Annotated in this window: 14 protein-coding genes; 7 read left to right on the plus strand and 7 right to left on the minus strand. The window is 71.3% G+C overall.

Translation table 11 applies throughout. The annotated features are described in order from the left end of the window. The first annotated feature begins 218 nt into the window (after positions 1 to 218). The 4 genes from AB0I81_RS38170 (at position 219) to AB0I81_RS38185 (ending at position 5,555) form a co-directional block, all read left to right on the plus strand. Positions 219 to 1,748: an MFS transporter gene (locus tag AB0I81_RS38170; protein ID WP_360667389.1), complete on the plus strand. Its 1,530-nt coding sequence runs from the start codon at positions 219 to 221 to the stop codon at positions 1,746 to 1,748. Positions 1,749 to 1,783: 35 nt separating this feature from the next. Beyond that, positions 1,784 to 2,467 carry a DoxX family membrane protein gene (locus tag AB0I81_RS38175; protein WP_360667392.1) on the plus strand — a complete coding sequence of 228 codons (684 nt, stop codon included), beginning with the start codon at positions 1,784 to 1,786 and terminating at the stop codon, positions 2,465 to 2,467. A gap of 85 nt (positions 2,468 to 2,552) precedes the next feature. Next, positions 2,553 to 3,578 carry a LacI family DNA-binding transcriptional regulator gene (locus AB0I81_RS38180; RefSeq protein ID WP_360667395.1) on the plus strand — a complete coding sequence of 342 codons (1,026 nt, stop codon included), beginning with the start codon at positions 2,553 to 2,555 and terminating at the stop codon, positions 3,576 to 3,578. A gap of 129 nt (positions 3,579 to 3,707) precedes the next feature. Then, complete coding sequence (locus AB0I81_RS38185) at positions 3,708 to 5,555, plus strand: ricin-type beta-trefoil lectin domain protein (protein WP_360667398.1); 1,848 nt, start codon at positions 3,708 to 3,710, stop codon at positions 5,553 to 5,555. Positions 5,556 to 5,571: 16 nt separating this feature from the next. Here the strand turns inward: AB0I81_RS38185 and sthA are convergent, their stop codons facing one another. Then, entirely contained in the window at positions 5,572 to 6,975 is a 1,404-nt protein-coding gene (gene sthA, locus AB0I81_RS38190; protein WP_360667401.1) for a Si-specific NAD(P)(+) transhydrogenase, read from the minus strand. A 47-nt stretch (positions 6,976 to 7,022) separates the two neighbouring features. Here sthA and AB0I81_RS38195 point away from each other — a divergent pair, with 47 nt between their 5' ends. After that, positions 7,023 to 7,853, plus strand: a complete 831-nt coding sequence (locus AB0I81_RS38195) for a PhzF family phenazine biosynthesis protein (protein WP_360667404.1) — start codon at positions 7,023 to 7,025, stop codon at positions 7,851 to 7,853. On the opposite strand, the gene AB0I81_RS38200 is transcribed toward AB0I81_RS38195, so the two are convergent. The 6 genes from AB0I81_RS38200 to AB0I81_RS38225 all read right to left on the minus strand — a co-directional run bounded on the left by AB0I81_RS38200 (position 7,831) and on the right by AB0I81_RS38225 (position 12,783). Then, complete coding sequence (locus tag AB0I81_RS38200) at positions 7,831 to 8,664, minus strand: biotin-dependent carboxyltransferase family protein (RefSeq protein WP_360667406.1); 834 nt, start codon at positions 8,662 to 8,664, stop codon at positions 7,831 to 7,833. The two genes, AB0I81_RS38195 and AB0I81_RS38200, sit on opposite strands and share 23 nt — an antisense overlap. Further along, positions 8,661 to 9,278, minus strand: a complete 618-nt coding sequence (locus AB0I81_RS38205; protein ID WP_360667409.1) for an allophanate hydrolase subunit 1 — start codon at positions 9,276 to 9,278, stop codon at positions 8,661 to 8,663. The genes AB0I81_RS38200 and AB0I81_RS38205 overlap by 4 nt, the downstream gene beginning before the upstream one ends. Next, on the minus strand, positions 9,275 to 10,030 hold the full coding sequence (locus AB0I81_RS38210; protein WP_360667412.1) for a 5-oxoprolinase subunit PxpA: 756 nt from the start codon (positions 10,028 to 10,030) through the stop codon (positions 9,275 to 9,277). Before AB0I81_RS38210 ends, AB0I81_RS38205 begins: the two co-directional genes overlap by 4 nt. A gap of 7 nt (positions 10,031 to 10,037) precedes the next feature. Continuing rightward, positions 10,038 to 10,823, minus strand: a complete 786-nt coding sequence (locus AB0I81_RS38215; protein ID WP_360667415.1) for a thioesterase family protein — start codon at positions 10,821 to 10,823, stop codon at positions 10,038 to 10,040. A 3-nt stretch (positions 10,824 to 10,826) separates the two neighbouring features. Next, complete coding sequence (locus AB0I81_RS38220) at positions 10,827 to 12,317, minus strand: hypothetical protein (RefSeq protein ID WP_360667595.1); 1,491 nt, start codon at positions 12,315 to 12,317, stop codon at positions 10,827 to 10,829. 241 nt (positions 12,318 to 12,558) lie between these two features. Then, on the minus strand, positions 12,559 to 12,783 hold the full coding sequence (locus tag AB0I81_RS38225) for a hypothetical protein (RefSeq protein WP_358101974.1): 225 nt from the start codon (positions 12,781 to 12,783) through the stop codon (positions 12,559 to 12,561). Between the two features lie 154 nt (positions 12,784 to 12,937). Here AB0I81_RS38225 and AB0I81_RS38230 point away from each other — a divergent pair, with 154 nt between their 5' ends. Together AB0I81_RS38230 and AB0I81_RS38235 are read left to right on the plus strand one after the other, a co-directional pair. Beyond that, entirely contained in the window at positions 12,938 to 13,507 is a 570-nt protein-coding gene (locus AB0I81_RS38230; protein WP_360667418.1) for an HhH-GPD-type base excision DNA repair protein, read from the plus strand. A gap of 253 nt (positions 13,508 to 13,760) precedes the next feature. After that, complete coding sequence (locus tag AB0I81_RS38235) at positions 13,761 to 15,854, plus strand: SpoIIE family protein phosphatase (protein ID WP_360667421.1); 2,094 nt, start codon at positions 13,761 to 13,763, stop codon at positions 15,852 to 15,854. The last annotated feature ends 137 nt before the right edge of the window (positions 15,855 to 15,991 follow it).

Here is a 15,991-nt window from a genome sequence, read left to right on the forward strand (position 1 = left end):
CTCTCTAGAGAGGTACGCGGTGACCGTGGATCGACCGATACCGCTATGACAAGTGCGTGGCATGGCCTAAGCTGCCACGCAAGCCGGAGCGCCGGAGCCGGGCGGCCGAGCTCGGGAAAAGACGAGCTCGCAGTGACGTGTGCCGCCCCGTGGTTCCGCCGCCTGTCTCACGCGAAGCACGCGGGCCCTGTGAATCGGATCGGCCTGCAAGGAGGCCCATGACCGTCACACAGGCCGCGCCCATCGTCCGTACCGCCGATCGGGACCCCCAGCAGCGACGCTGGTCCATCCTCGTGCTGCTCTGCCTGAGCCTGCTGCTGATCACAGTCGACGCTACCGTCCTGCACATCGCGGTCCCCGCGCTCACCGCCGCGCTCGAACCCTCCGCGGTGCAGCTGCTGTGGATCATCGACATCTACTCGCTGGTGGTCGCGCCGCTGCTGATCATGTTCGGCACGCTCGGCGACAAGTACGGCCGCAAGCGGCTGGTCCTGTGGGGCTTCGTGCTGTTCGGCCTGGCCTCGGCCGGCGCCGCGTTCGCCCCGAGCCCGCTGACGCTGATCCTGGCCAGGGCGTTGCTCGGCGTGGGCGGCGCGATGATCATGCCGGCCACGCTCTCGCTGATCCGCCAGGTGTTCACCGACCGGCGCGAGCGGGCCATCGCGCTGGGCGTCTGGAGCGCGGTCGCGGCCGCGGGCGCGGCGGTCGGCCCGCTCATCGGCGGCGTGCTCGTGGGCTGGTGGTGGGGCGCGGTCTTCCTGATCAACGTGCCGATCCTGGTGGTGCTGCTGCCCGCCGCCGCACGGCTGCTGCCGGAGTCGCGCGAGCGCAAGGACCAGCCGTGGGACGCGGTCAGCGCCGCGCTCTCCGTCGCCGGCATCCTGGCGCTGGCGTTCGGGCTGAAGGAGGCGGGCTCGGGCAGCCTGATGCCGCTCTGGGCCTCGATCGCGGTGTTCCTCGGCGGGGTCTGGCTGCTGGTGATGTTCGTCAGGCGGCAGAGCCGGCTGCGCACGCCGTTCCTGGAGGTCGGGCTGTTCCGGCGGCGCGAGTTCACCACCGGCGTCGTGGGCGTGCTGCTCGGCGTGTTCGCGCTGGTCGGCCTGCAGCTCATGCTCGCCCAGTACCTGCAACTCGTGCTCGGCGACAGCCCCGTGCAGGCGGCGCTGCGCATGTTGCCCCTGGTCCTGTCCGCCATCACCGGCGGGCTCGCCGCCGCCCACATCCTGCCCAGGGTCGGCATGCGCGCCACCATGAGCGGCGGCCTCGGGCTCGTCGCGCTGGCCCTGACCCCCACCCTGTCCTGGGGCGTCGAGGGGCATCCCGTGATGCTGGCGGTGTGCTTCGTGGGCATCGGGTTCGGGGTGCAGGTGGCGCTGCTCGCCGCCTCCGACACGATCATGGCCGCCGCCCCCGAGTCCAAGGCCGGCGGCGCCGCGGCCATCGAGGAGACCGCGTACGAGCTGGGGGCCGGCATGGGCGTGGCCGTGCTCGGCACGATCACCGCGATCGTGTACGCCCCCGGACTGCCCACCGTAGCCGGCGTGCCGGAGGGCGGCATGGACAAGGCCAGGCAGTCACTGGCCGCCGCCGCGCACGTGGCCGACGAGATCGGCGGCGGCGTGGGCGGCGCACTGCTCGACGCCGCCCGGTGGGCCTTCGTCAATGCCCTGCACACGACCGTCGTCGTGAGCGTCGTCCTGCTCAGCCTGACCGCCGTCGCGGTGGCCACGCTGCTCAGCCGTGATTGAGGTGTGCCATGCCCCGTTCCGGGCAGACAAATAGCGTGAAACAGGCCCTTCGTGATCTTGCCGCATTAGTCGCCCGCCTGGGGGTGGGCGGTATCTTCTTCGCCAATGGCTGGGCCAAGCTGGAAGACGGGCTGAAGATCACCGGCGCGAACTTCCAGGCGCAGGGCGCGCCCGCGCCCGGTGCCTGGGCCACCGTCACCATGTTGTCCGAGCTCATCGGCGGCGCGCTGCTCATCGCCGGGCTCGCGGTCTCGGTGACGGGGCTGGTGTTGTTCGCCGAGGCGCTGGCGGTCTTCCTGGTGGCCCCGCCGCTCAACCCCATCACCATGAACGAGATCATCCTCCTCGCGGCCGCCGCCCTCCTGCTCGCCGTGGTGGGCGCGGGACGCGTGTCGGTGGACCACATGGTCGTGATCCGGCGCAGGGAGTCGGAGGCGGCCGACGAGTTCGCCGCCGACACCGAGGCCGACCGCGTCATCGCCTCGCTCAGGGAGCCCGAGACGCCGCCCAAGCCGGCTCCCGAGGCGGCGGAGGAGAAGAAGCCCGCGACGGAGAAGTCCCCGGCGGACACGGCGGACACCGCGCCGCAGCCCAGGGTCCGTACGAAGGCGGCGGAGCCCAAGCAGCAGGGCGAGGAGCCTTCGCCCGCGCCGGGGGACACCTTGGTGGCGGGCCGCAAGAAGCCGCCGGCGAGAGGCCGCCGCACCGCCGCCGAATGACCTGCGCTCTTCCCCCTAACCGCGGGGTGGAGATCGGCTCCAGCCGCTGAATATCCTGTCGGCGACGGCGGAGCGGGGAGCGTGCATGGTCAAGGAGGGCAGGGCGCGGGCCACGGTGCGTGATGTCGCGGCCGAGACCGGCCTGTCCATCGCGACCGTCTCGCGGGTGCTCAACGGCCAGGCCAACGTCGCCCCGCACACCAGGGAGCTGGTGCTGCGCGCCGTCGGCCGGCTGGGGGACCAGGCGCCGAGGCCGCGGGTGGCGCCGGAGGTGCCGGGGGGCGCGGTGTACGTGCGCTGCCCGTACCTGCTGACCGACTATTTCGGGCTCATCGTCTCCTCAGTGGGCGAGACCATCGAGCTGCACGGCCGGCAGATGATCCTCGGGGCCGGCGAGGCCGCGCAGGGCAGCGCCGTGCTGCCGGGCCTGCCCGACCGGCCGGGTGTCGCGGGCGCGATCCTGATCCTGCCGCCGGAGCCGGGGGAGGAGCTCGTACGCCTGCGCGACCGCGGCTTCCCCTTCGTCGTGATCGACCCCAGGACGCCGCCCCCGAAGGACATCGTGGCGGTGTCGGCCGCGCACTTCGCGGGCGGGCGCAAGCTGATGGCGCACGTCGTGGAGCTGGGCCACCGGCGGGTGGGGATCATCGGCGGCCCGCCGAAGTGGCTGCCCAGTGAGGCCAGGCTGGCCGGCTACACCGCCTCGCTGGCCGACGCGGGCGTGCTGCCGGTCCCGGAACTGCTGCGCAGTGTGCCGGAGCCCAATGTGGAGCACGGCTACCGCGCGGCCCGCGAGCTGCTCGACCTGCCGGAGCGGCCGACGGCCCTGGTGGCGTTCAACGACAAGATGGCGGTCGGGGCGCTGCGTGCGGCGGCCGAGCGGGGGCTGAGCGTGCCGGGTGACCTGTCGGTGGCGGGCTTCGACGACATCGACATCAGCAGGGCGGCCTCGCCGGCGCTCACCACCGTGCGCCAGCCGCTGATGGAGATGGGCCGGATGGCGGTCACGCTGCTGATGCGGCTGCTCAGCAGGCACACGCTGGAGGCGTTGCACGTGTCGCTGGGCACCGAGCTGGTCGTCCGCGACTCTACGGGGCCGGTCCCGCACTGAGTCGTTTCATTTGTTACATCGGTTGACTCGCCGATTGACTCGTGTTCTGCTGCTCAGTGCAAGCGGCGTTACCAATTTGTTTCATTTGTTACACGGGCATCACCCCCCGCCCCGAAAGGATCAGTAGCCGTGTCCAGAATCCTGCTGGCGTTAGCCTGCGCCGTCGTCCTGGCGGTGGCCGTGCCCGTTCCGGCCCTGGCCGCGAACGAACCCGTGAACGTCTGGCTCACCACGACCTCCGACGCGGGCGGCCGTACCGTCACCCGTGGCCTGCAGCAGCAGGCGCAGGTCGCCTTCGGCCCCGCGGGTGGCACCGCGAACCACACGGTCACCGTCAACGAGGGCACCACGTATCAGCAGTTCGAGGGCGGTGGCGCGTCGATCACGGACACCACCGCGTACCTGCTGCGCGGCGGCCCCGTCAGCGCCGCCACGCGGGACGCGACGATGCGCAAGTTGTTCCACCCGACCGACGGGATCGGCCTGTCCTTCGTCCGCAACCCGATCGGCGCCTCCGACCTGTCGCGCCCCGGCATGGTCTCCCTCGACGACACCTGCTGCGACCTGAACGACTTCGGCTCCAACGGCTACGACACGAACGTGCGCCTGCTGACCGCCCAGGCCAAGCAGCTCAACCCGGCGCTGCGGGTCAAGGGCGTGCCGTGGAGCGCGCCCGGCTGGATGAAGGACAACGGTCGTATGGACCACATGGGCTGGCTGAAGTGGGAGCACTACGGCACCTACGCCCAGTACCTGGTCAAGTACATCCAGAGCTACCAGGCCGCCGGCGTCCCGGTGGACTACGTCTCGGTCCAGAACGAGCCCAACTGCTGCCAGGCGTCCAACCCGACCGCCATGAACTACCCGGGCATGGCCTGGAACGCCTCCGGCCTCGTCGAGCTGACCAAGAACTTCCTCTACCCCGCCTTCCGCGCGGCCGGCATCACCACCAAGGTGCTCGTACACGACTGGAACTACGGCGACTACGGCCAGATCGGCGGCCCCATCCTGGCCGACTCCGCGCTGCGCAACGACCCGCTGTTCGGCGGCATCGCCTGGCACGGCTACTGGGGCGACCCGGCGGTCGGCACGCAGGTGCACGACCAGTACCCGTCGGTACGGCAGTTCAGCACCGAGCACTCGGGCGGCACCTGGATCTCCAACCAGCACAACGAGGACCTGGCCGACATCGTCAACTACGCCCGCAACTGGAGCGGCAGCCTGGTCAAGTGGAGCCTGGCGCTCAACCAGAACATGGGCCCGCACAACGGCGGTTGCGGCACCTGCACCGGCCTGATCACCGTCCAGGAGGGCGGCCCCCGCGCCGGCCAGGTGGACTACACGATCGAGTACTACACGACCGGCCACCTGACCAAGTTCGTCAAGCCGGGCGCGTACCGCATCGACTCCACCGCGAACTCCACGATCCAGAACGTGGCCTACCGCAACCCCGACGGCTCCAAGGCCCTCATCGCCCACAACGGCGGCACCTCCGCCCAGTCCGTCCGGGTCAACTGGGGCGGCCAGTCGTTCGTCTACACGCTGCCCGCCCGCACCACCGCCACCTTCACCTGGTCGGGCACGCCCTCGGGAGGCGGTGGCGGCGCGATCACCGGGCTGGCCGGCAAGTGCGTCGACGTGGCGGGCGGCAGCAGCGCCGACGGCGCCGCCGTACAGCTCTACACCTGCAACGGCACCGCCGCCCAGCAGTGGACCCGCCCCGGCGACGGCACGCTGCGCGCCCTCGGCAAGTGCATGGACGTCCGCGACCACGGCACCGCCGACGGCAGCCAGCTCCAGCTCTGGTCCTGTACGGGCGCCGCCAACCAGCAGTGGACCCACACCGCGGGCCGCGACCTGATCAACCCCGCCGCGAACAAGTGCGCCGACGTCACCGGCAACACCAGCGCCGACGGCACCCGCCTGCAGCTGTGGACCTGCACCGGCGCCGCCAACCAGAAGTGGACCCTGTCCTAATGGGCCGGGGCCCGGCTCACATCTCCGCCGTGAGCCGGGCCACCGTCCGCATCTTGTTCATCGCGTCCAGCGCCGCCACCTTGTACGACTCCGCCAGCGTCGGATAGTTGAACACCGCGTTGACCAGGTAGTCGACCGTCCCGCCGCAGCCCATGACGGTCTGGCCGATGTGCACCAGCTCGGTCGCGCCCGTGCCGAACACGTGCACGCCGAGCAGCCGCCGGTCCTCCGAGGAGACCAGCAGCTTGAGCATCCCGTAGGAGTCGCCGATGATCTGCCCCCTGGCCAGCTCCCGGTACCGCGAGATGCCCACCTCGAAGGGAATCTTGTCCCGGGTCAGCTCGTCCTCGGACTTCCCCACGAAGCTGATCTCCGGAATGGTGTAGATCCCGATCGGCGACAACTCGTTCATCTCCGCCACCGGCTCGCCGCACGCGTGCTGGGCGGCCAGCCGCCCCTGCTCCATCGACGTGGCCGCCAGCGCGGGGAAGCCGATCACGTCGCCCACGGCGTAGATGTGCGGCACCTCGGTGGCGAAGTTGTCATCGACCCTGATCCGCCCCCGGTCGTCGGCGGCCAGCCCGGCGGCCTCCAGGCACAACTCCGCGGTCTTGCCCTGGCGGCCCGCCGAGTACATGACGCAGTCGGCCGGGATCTTCTTGCCGCTCTCCAGCAGGGTCAGCGCGCCGCGCGGGCGGCGTTCGACGGCCGCCACGTTCTCGCCGAACCTGAAGGTCACCGCCAGGTCGCGCAGGTGGTACTTCAGCGCCTCGACGATCTCCAGGTCGGCGAACTCCAGCATGCGCTCGCGCCGCTCCACCACCGTCACCTTGGTGCCGAGCGCGGCGAACATGGAGGCGTACTCGATGCCGATCACCCCGGCCCCCACCACGACCAGCGTCTCGGGGACCCGGTCGAGGCGCAGGATGGCGTCGGAGTCGATCACCGTGCGGTCGTCGAACTCGACGCTGTCGGGACGCGCGGGCGAGGTGCCCGTGGCGATCACGATCTTCTCGGCGGTGATCTTCTTCTCCTCGTCGCCGGTGACCCCGATCGTGTGCTCGTCCAGGAACCGGCCGGTGCCCTGCAGCAGCGTCACGTGGTTGCGGGCGAGCTGGCTGCGGATCACCTGGATCTCGCGGCCGATCACGTGCTGGGTGCGCATGCCGAGGTCGGCGACCGTGATCTCGTCCTTGACGCGGTAGCTGGCGCCGTACAACTCGCGCTGGTTGAGCCCGGTCAGATAGAGGACGGCCTCTCGCAGGGTCTTGGAGGGAATCGTGCCGGTGTTGATGCAGACGCCGCCGATCATGTGCCGTTTTTCGACCACCGCCACGCGTCTGCCGAGTTTCGCCGCGGCTATCGCGGCCTTCTGCCCACCTGGTCCGGAACCCAGGACCACCACGTCAAAGTCCGCCACGCCCACCAGTCTGCGGGCGAGGTGCCGACTCTGGAAGACTTCGGGGTATGTTGCGCAGATTCACGCAGGTGGACGTGTTCGCTTCCGGCCCGTACCAGGGCAACCCGCTCGCGGTCGTGGTGGACGGCGACGGGCTGAGCACCGAGGAGATGCAGCGGTTCGCAAGGTGGACGAACCTGTCCGAGACCACCTTCCTGCTGCCGCCGTCCGCGCCCGAGGCGGACTATCGGGTACGGATCTTCACCCCCGGCACGGAGCTGCCCTTCGCCGGGCACCCGACGCTGGGCTCCTGCCACGCCTGGCTGGAGTCCGGGGGCAGGCCGCGCACGGACGGCGAGATCGTGCAGGAGTGCGGCGCCGGGCTCGTCCGCCTGAGCACCGCCGACGGCAGGCTGGCCTTCCAGGCGCCGCCCCTCATCCGCTCCGGCCCCGTGGAGGAGGAGTTCCTGGGCCGGATCGCCGCCTCGCTCGGCATCGGGCGGGACGACGTCGTGGCCGCCGAGTGGGCCGACAACGGCCCCGGCTGGGTCGGGCTGCTGCTGAAGGACGCCGAGACGGTGCTCGCGCTGCGTCCCGGGCTGGTGGCGCACGACGTGGGCGTGGTGGGGCCGTACCCGGAGGGGGCGCCGTGCGCGTACGAGGTGCGGGCGTTCTTCCCGCTGAACGGGAGCACGGTGGAGGACCCCGTGACGGGCAGCCTGAACGCCTCCCTGGCGCAGTGGCTGCTGCGCACGGGCCGCGTGAAGGCCCCCTACGCGGCCTCCCAGGGCACCGCGATCGACCGTGCGGGCCGCATCCACATCACCACGGACGCCGGGGCGGACGTCTGGGTCGGCGGCGACGTCATCACCGCCGTCACGGGCCACGTCGAACTGTGAACCGCACGTCGTCGCCCGGCCTGAGCTGCGCGACCACCGGCAGGTCGGCGGCGCGCACGACGGCGATCACCGGATAGCCGCCCGTCGGGGGGTGGTCGGCGAGGAACACGATGGGCTGCCCGCTGGGCGGCACCTGCACGGCCCCGGCGACCATGCCCTCGCTGGGCAGCTCGCCCTCTTTGGCGCGCGCCAGCTCGGGCCCGCGCAGCCGTACACCGACGCGGTTGCTGTCCTGCGTCACCGTGTACGGCCGCCCGCACAACTCGGCCATCGCCCCCGGGACGAACCAGTCGTCACGGGGCCCCGGCAGGACGTGCAGCAGCGCCTCCCGGGGCTCGGGCAGCGGCGCGAGATCCACCAGGATCTCGCCCCCGGGCGGGCCGACCGGCAGCAGCGTGCCCGCCCGCAGCGGCTCGGGCCCCAGCCCGGACAACGAGTCGGTGGAGCGGCTGCCGAGCACCGGCTCGACCGCGATCCCGCCGCGCACGGCCAGATAGCTGCGCAACCCCCGCACGGGCGCGCCGAGCCGCAGCTCACCGCCCGCCGGCACCCAGAACGGCGCCCCCATGTCCGCCCCGGCCAGCGGCGCCCCGGCCAGCGCCGCCCACGCCCCGTCCAGGAAGCGCAGCCGCGCCCGGCCGAACGTCAGCTCGATCCCCGCCAGCCCCTCGGCGTTGCCGACCAGCCGGTTGGCCAGCCGCAGGCTCGGCGCGTCGGCCGCCCCCGACCGGGGCACGCCCAGATGCGCGTACCCGGGCCGGCCCAGATCCTGCACGGTCGCGTACGGGCCCGGCGCCAGAACCTCGATCATGCCGGCTCGAACCGCACGCGCGTGCCGGGCCGGAACAACGACGGCGGCTCGGCCGCCACGTCCCACACCCGCGTGGACGTGCGCCCGATGAGCCGCCACCCACCGGGCGAGGCCGTCGGATACACCGCCGAGTACGGCCCCGCCACCGCCACCGACCCGGCGGGCACCGACGTGCGCGGCGTGTCCAGCCTGGGCAGTTCGAGCACCGGATCGAGCCCGGTGAGATAGGCGAACCCGGGCGCGAACCCCAGCCACCCCACCACCAGCTCCCGCCCGGCGTGCCGCGAGACCACCTCGTCCACGGGGATCCCCGCCAGTTCCGCCACGGAATCAAGATCCGCCCCGTCATAGACCACGGGAATCGTCACGACCGGCTGCTCCTCCCCGGTCCCCGCCGCGGCCCGGTCGCGCTCGCGCAGCACGGCCTCCTCCAGCAGCACCCGCAACCGCGCCCGATCCAGCCCCGGCGCGACGACCAGCACCGTCTCGGGCCCCGGCACGATCTCCACGACCCCGTCGGGCCGGCGCGCCCGCAGCGCCGCGTCCAGCCGGTGCGACAACTCCAGCGACCCGGTCTCCACGAGCAGGCCGTGCTCCCCGGCCGCCCTGATCAAGCGAACGCCTGCAGGACTACCCCGGCCGCCAGCAACTCGTCCCGCACCCCGCGCGCCAGCCTGACAGCGTCAGGCGTGTCTCCGTGCACACAGATGGAACGGGCGGAAATCGGTACCGAACTCCCGTCAGCGGCCGTCACAGAGCCTTCCACGGCCATCTGACGCGCACGGGCGGACACCACGGCGGGGTCGTGCACCACCGCGCCGGGCTCGCGGCGCGGCACCAGCATCCCGGCGGGCGTGTACGCGCGATCGGCGAACGCCTCGTTGACCGTCGGCACCCCTTCGGCCGCCGCCACCTTGTGCACCGCCGACCCCGGCAGCGTGAGCACCGGCAGCGTGGGATCGTAGTCGGCCACCGCGTCGATCACGGCCGCCGCCTGCACCTCGTCGCGGCAGATCCGGTTGTACAGCGCGCCGTGCGGCTTGACGTAGGAGACCCGCCCGCCCATCGCCCTGGCGATGCCGTCCACGGCCGCGAGCTGGTAGAGCACCTCGGCGCACAACTCCTCGGGCTCGACGTCCATCTCCCTGCGCCCGAAGTGCGCCAGGTCGCGGTAGGACACCTGCGCCCCGATCGTCACGCCACGGTCGACGGCCGCCGCGCACGTGCGCCTGATCGTCACCGGGTCGCCCGCGTGGAAGCCGCAGGCCACGTTTGCGCTGGTGACGATGTCGAGCAGGGCCAGGTCGTCGCCCAGCCGCCAGATGCCGAAACCCTCGCCGAGGTCCGCGTTGAGGTCGATCGCCATGGACCCATCATGGCGGGTCAGGCGGCCTCGGCGCGACGAACAGCGTCTGCGTGGCCGTGCCGATCTCGCCGGAGGCGTCGTACAAGGTGGAACGGGTCAGGCCGCGCCCCGACGGGCCGATGACGGTGGCCGCGTCCATGAGGATCCACTCGCCCACCGGGGCACGGAACAACGAGATCGTCAGGTCCACGTTCACGGACAGGTGCGTGTCGAAGCCGCGGGCGAGGCTGATGCCGTTGCCGCTGTCGGCGAACACCGCCACGCGCTCGACCGGCGTCGTCTCCTCGCCCTCGACCAGCGGGATCGTCAGCCTGCCCCAGGCCGATGCGGGGCCGAGCTCCAGGGGGCCGCCGGTGACGAAACGCCAGTCGAGCGCCCTGCCGTACCCGAAGCCCGCGCACAACCACGAACGGGCGTGCTCCTCCGAGCGCGGCGGGATCGGGGCGGGCGGCACCCGGGCGGGCGTGGACTCGGTCTCGGCCTCCCTGATGCGCCAGGCACTGGCCCTGACGTACTCCCTGCCGCCCGACGACACGCTCGCCGCCAGGCACTGCACGCGCTTGCCGTCGCGTACGACCTCGGTCGTGACCTCCAGCTCCGCGACGGGAACGGGCGCGAACACGTCCACCACCAGCCGGGACAGCTCCAGTCCCGGCCGCGGCGCGGTCCTGGCGAGCTCGCGGGCGATCAGCGCGGTGACGGGCCCCATGTGCTGGGTACGCGGGTCCCACGGGCCCTGCGTGTGTTCCGAGGCCAGGTAGCGCCCTTGGCCGAGCTCCCCATACATGGCCATGTTCTAAAACTCGTCGGGGATGTCGGCGATGTCGTCGAGGGCCGCGGCCAGCTCCTCCGGGTCGCCGCCGATCCGCTCGGCGATCTCGATCAGCACGTGCAGCACGTCGTGCCGGTCGTGCCCGAGGTCGAGCAGGCGCTGCGCGGCCTCCCAGAGCTGCGGCGGGTCGCCGTCCCACATCCGGGTGGCGATCTCCTCGTGCCAGGCCAGGTGCTCCTGGTCGATCACGCCGCCGTGGTCGATCTCCAGTAATGTGCGCCGGTCGGCGGGGTCGGCCGGGTTGAGCCGGTCGAGCTCGATCCCGTTGTGCGTGCCCTGCAGGTACGGGAAGGCGAAGGCCCGCCTGGCCAGCGCGGAAAGGTCGCCGTCCGGCAGCAGCCGCTCCAGCAGCGGCCGGTCGAGCCCGAACGACGTCGGGTCCCGGTAGGCCTCGGGGAACTTCCCGATCGCCCCCCACACCGCGTCCAGCGTCGCCTTGAGCCCCTGCTCGGGCAGCGCCGTGCGGTGCGCGGCGAAGCGCACCCACGCCGACAGCACGTGCGGCATCGCCTCCTGCTCGGCCAGGCTCAGCATCACCTTGCGCGGCAGCCAGTCCAGCAGGAACGTCTCGCACTTGGTCGGGCTGATCCGCAGCGGCCGGTTGAAGTCCTGCTCGCAGCCGTAGTCGATGATGTGGTCGGCGCAGCGCGAGGCCGCCGACGGGTCGGACAGGTGCTCGGCCGCGTCGGAGGCCAGGAACTCCGCCGCCAGCATGGCCCGCCGCTCCCTGCTGTACGGGGCCTCGATGTGCAGCGGCGCCGGCCGCTTGCGCCCGGGGGGCAGCGCCTTGAGCCGGGCGCGGGCGAAGGCGTGGTAGGCGCTGTAGCTCTCGCTCACCGGCGGCGGCGTCTTCGGCTCGCCCGTGGCCTTCATCGCCGACTCCAGCAGCGCCCTGGCCTGCTCGGGCTGGATCTCCTCGAACAGCAGCAGCGGGTTGCCCGCCGCCTCGGCCCCGGCCTGCTCCAGCAGCTTGTCGACCTCGGATGACACCCACGCGTCGCGCGCCATGCCGCTCATGTTGTAGTCGACCACCATGACCAGCGCGTGCCGGTCGATCGGATCCTCGCTCTCGTTCCAGCGGTAGGCGAAGGTGCAGATCACCGTGTCCTGGTCGCCGTAGGCGTCGCGGGAGACGTAGCAGCCGGCCGGCTTCACCGCGCCCACCCGGTCGGCCCAGCCCGGCCTGGCCACCCCCGACTCCATCATCGCCAGCGCCGCGCCCTCGGCCTTGGCGCCCTGCCGGGCCGTGCCCAGGTAGGCCAGGCAGATGAGCAGCGTCAGCGAGGCCGGCGTGCCGGCCTTGGCCGCGTAGTCGACCAGCCCCTCACCGAGCACCTGCTCGACGTCGCCGCCCCTGACCCGCCTGCCCCACCAGGCCCCGATCATGTCGGAGACCATCAGCTCCGCGTCGAGCGGGGTACGTACGGCCAGCAGTTCGCGAGCCGCCTGCACCATCTCCTTGAACACGTCGTCTGGCGGGGTGCTCTCCCGGGGATCTCGTCGGTGTCGGCGCACACCCTCACTCTCTCGTATTCCAGGCGCAAACGGTGTGTACAACTCGGCCCGGTGACCCCGATGTTATAGGGGAGGCGATTTGCGCGGGCATGCCGGCGCGGACGTTTCGTGCTCGGCCGGCCCCTCTTCTGCCCTCCCGTGATCGGGGCGCGCCGACGGAGGCTTCCTTCCCGGGAGCGCGCTAGCGCAGGCTCCGGGGAGGAGGTGCGGAGTTCACGATCGCGAGCAGGTGCTCGCGAGCGATGCGTTCCACGATCTCGGGCGTGGCGGAGACGCCCAGATGTTGTGCGCACGCGCACACGTCGGCTACGCAGCGGTCGATCGTGTCCACGGGAACGGTCAGGAACTCTTCGGCCAGCCTGAGACTGACCGGCTCCCGCAGGAACCGTGTGGCCAGAGCGAGCATAGAAGTGAGATTCCTCTGGGGACCCCGGGGCAAACCCCCAGGAATGTCGGCAGGGCGACTTGCGCTCTCATTTCACCTTTTCTCGGACGAGTGTCAAGGCTCCGCGACGCCTGTGTTCACTTCACCGGGCGAGCTTTCATGCGAAGCTGTCTCCATGCGCATCCAGCTCGCCCAGCGGAGCGAGGCCGACGAGCTCCTCGGCCGCAGCTCGCTCGCCCTGCTCGTCGGCATGCTGCTCGACCAGCAGATCCCCATGGAGTGGGCGTTCACGGGGCCCTACACGATCTCCGAGCGGCTGGGGCACGACCTCACCGCCGAGGAGATCGCCTCCTATGACCCCGAGGCGTTCGTCGCCCTGCTGGCGGAGAAGCCGGCCGTGCACCGCTATCCCAAGTCCATGGCCGGCCGCGTCCAGCAGCTCGCGGCCTACCTCGTCGAGCACTACGACGGCCGGCCCGAGAAGATCTGGGCGGACGCGGCCGACGGCAAGGACTTGCTGAAACGACTGATGGCCCTGCCGGGTTACGGCCGGCAGAAGGCTCAGATCTTCTTGGCATTGCTGGGCAAGCAGCTGGGGGTCCAGCCTTCGGGCTGGCGTGAGGCGGCTGGCCTTTACGGCGAGGATGGGTCGCGACGGTCGGTCGCCGACGTGGTCGACGCCGACAGCCTGGCCCTTGTGCGTGCGGCCAAGCAGGAGGCCAAGCGCGCGGCCAAGAGCCAGTAGGACCCAGGAGCCGTGGTGGAAAATCGCCCGGCGATCTGGCGCTGTAACCTGATCTTGCTGCGCGATGTGGAGCGACTTTGACAGGATGCGTAGACCCTAAAGGCGACAGGGCCGCGGCGGGGGCTTCCGTCCGTACCTGCCCATCGTCGATGATGTACTGCAGGATCCGGTCGCCCGGAGCTGCGCTACGCCGATACACAGTTATGGAGATGTGCCGCGTGGGAGACCCTGGCACGCGACGGAGGTGCGGACCATGAGCGCCGAGACCTCCGTTCCCCGTCCCCGGGAGTCGGATGTGGACATCTCAGACTCCGCCCTCTTCAAGGGCATGTTGTCGGAGGCAGAGTTCGCCTTCGCGTTCTTCGACGCCGACAGCCGCATCCAGCGGGTCAACGACGTGTTCAGCGATGTCGTCAACGTGCCCGCGGAGCGCATGGTCGGCAGGCCGCCCGTCGAGGTGCTGGCCGCCGACCTCAGCCAGATCATCACGCACGCCGTGCAGGCCGTGATCGAGACCGACGCGCCCGTCACCGAGGGCCGCGTGCGCGTGCGGTCCGCCGAGGGCGACACCAGGCACTGGTCGTTGTCGTTCTCGCCGGTCCACGACGAGGCGGGGGAGCTGCGCGCCATCGCCCTGGTCGGGCTCGACGTGACCGAGAGCCGGCAGACCGAGGAGGCGCTGCGCCGCAGCGAGGAGCGCTACCGCTCGCTGGTCGAGGCGCAGTCCCAGCTCGTCTGGATCACCTCGCCCACCGGCGCGGTCATCGAGGACGCCCCGCAGTGGCGCGCCATCACCGGCCAGGGCCTGGAGGAATACCTCGCCAACGGCTGGCTGGAGGTCGTCCACCCCGAGGAGCACCAGCAGACCGAGGAGGCGTGGCGGGAGGCGCTGCGCGGGCGGACCATGTTCGAGTGGAACTACCGCGTGCGCACCCGCGCCAGCGGTTACCGCCACTTCGAGGTCCGGGCCGTGCCCATCATCCGCCATGGCAGGGTGGTCGAGTGGGTCGGCGCCAACACCGACGTCACGCCGCAGCGCGAGGCCGAGGAGATGCGCGGCCGGCTGACCGACCAGCTCGGCGCCGCCGCCCTGCGCACCGCCCGGCTGCAGGGCGCCACCGCCATGCTGGCGGAGGCGCTGACGGTCGAGCAGGTGGTGCAGGTCATCATCGACGTGGGCCGCACGGCGCTGGCCGCCGACCGCTCGGCGGTGGCGCTGCTGGACACCGACAGGGCCGCGCTCAAGCTGATCAACGGCGAGGGCATCCTGGAGGCGTCCGGCGCGACGGGCGATGAGATCCCGCTGTCGCACTCCAACGTGATGACGATGGCGGTCAACAGCCGCCGGCCGGTGTTCGCCGAGTCTCCCGAGTCGCTGAAGGCCCAGCTCCTGGAGGCGGGCGGCGACGAGGAGGTGCTGGCCGGGTTCCTGGCCCATGGCGACGAGCGGGCCTGGGTGGGCCTGCCGCTGCTGGCCGCGGGCCGTGCCCTGGGAGCGCTCCGATTCTCCTTCACCAGGCCGCAGAAGATCTCCCAGGAGGACGGCGTCTTCCTGGAGGCACTCGCGGGCCAGTGCGCGCTGGCGGTGGAGCGGGCCACGCTGTTCGAACGCGAGCACCGCACCGCCGAGACGCTGCAGCGCAGCCTGCTGCCCGACCGCCTGCCGGTGGTCAAGGGTCTGGTGCTGGCTCAGCGCTTCCGTTCCGGCAGCCGTCACGTGCAGGTCGGCGGCGACTGGTACGACGCGTTCGTCCTGCAGGACGGGCGGGTCGCGGCCGTCGTCGGCGACGTCATGGGCAAGGGCGTCAAGGCGGCGGCGGGCATGGGCCGCATTCGCAACGCCATGCGGGCCCTGGCGCTGACCAACCCGCCGCCCGCGGCCGTGCTCACCGGCCTGGACCGGGTCTTCGAGGCGACCGAGGAAGAGGAGCAGGTCACGACCCTGGCGTACATGGTCGTCGAGCCGGTCACCGGCGAGGGCACGCTGGCCCTGGCCGGCCACCCGCCGCCCGTCCTGGTCTCGCCGCAGGGCACCGCGATCCTGTGCGACGCCGAGCCCGGGACTCCGCTAGGCTGGCCGACCAGCCGAAGGCAGTTCCGGTTCGTGGTGCCGCCCGGCCATACCGCCGTGCTCTACTCCGACGGTCTCGTGGAGAACAGGAAGCGCGGGTTGGATGCCGGTCTCGCAGAGCTTTGCAGTGTTGTGACCGAAGCGCCGCCTGAGGTGGTGAGCAGTCCGCATATGTTGCTGGACTTCCTGGTTGACCGGATGTTGTCTGGATATGAACAGGATGATGACGTTACCGCGCTCGCAATTCACGTCCCACCAGCCACGAAGAGTGACTGAATGAAACAGTCATAACGGTTGCTTTCGGGTATCAGTGCCCCGCTTACGTACGCACTACTGTCTGGGTCGGCCTAGGGTGGAGGTCAACCGCCGGGAGGTGGCCGTATGGAGTGCGGGGTCGTGCCAGAATGCTGTGC

It is taken from the genome of Nonomuraea sp. NPDC050404, assembly GCF_040655495.1.
Lineage (GTDB): Bacteria > Actinomycetota > Actinomycetes > Streptosporangiales > Streptosporangiaceae > Nonomuraea.

Excerpts from the sequence above, each read along its gene's own strand:
- AB0I81_RS38170 (WP_360667389.1), top strand. The coding sequence starts at position 219 with ATGACCGTCACACAGGCCGCGCCCATCGTCCGTACCGCCGATCGGGAC.
- AB0I81_RS38180 (WP_360667395.1), top strand. The coding sequence starts at position 2,553 with ATGGTCAAGGAGGGCAGGGCGCGGGCCACGGTGCGTGATGTCGCGGCC.
- AB0I81_RS38195 (WP_360667404.1), top strand. The coding sequence starts at position 7,023 with ATGTTGCGCAGATTCACGCAGGTGGACGTGTTCGCTTCCGGCCCGTAC.
- AB0I81_RS38200 (WP_360667406.1), bottom strand. The coding sequence starts at position 8,664 with ATGATCGAGGTTCTGGCGCCGGGCCCGTACGCGACCGTGCAGGATCTG.
- AB0I81_RS38210 (WP_360667412.1), bottom strand. The coding sequence starts at position 10,030 with ATGGCGATCGACCTCAACGCGGACCTCGGCGAGGGTTTCGGCATCTGG.
- AB0I81_RS38215 (WP_360667415.1), bottom strand. The coding sequence starts at position 10,823 with ATGGCCATGTATGGGGAGCTCGGCCAAGGGCGCTACCTGGCCTCGGAA.
- AB0I81_RS38220 (WP_360667595.1), bottom strand. The coding sequence starts at position 12,317 with ATGGTGCAGGCGGCTCGCGAACTGCTGGCCGTACGTACCCCGCTCGAC.
- AB0I81_RS38225 (WP_358101974.1), bottom strand. The coding sequence starts at position 12,783 with ATGCTCGCTCTGGCCACACGGTTCCTGCGGGAGCCGGTCAGTCTCAGG.
- AB0I81_RS38230 (WP_360667418.1), top strand. The coding sequence starts at position 12,938 with ATGCGCATCCAGCTCGCCCAGCGGAGCGAGGCCGACGAGCTCCTCGGC.
- AB0I81_RS38235 (WP_360667421.1), top strand. The coding sequence starts at position 13,761 with ATGAGCGCCGAGACCTCCGTTCCCCGTCCCCGGGAGTCGGATGTGGAC.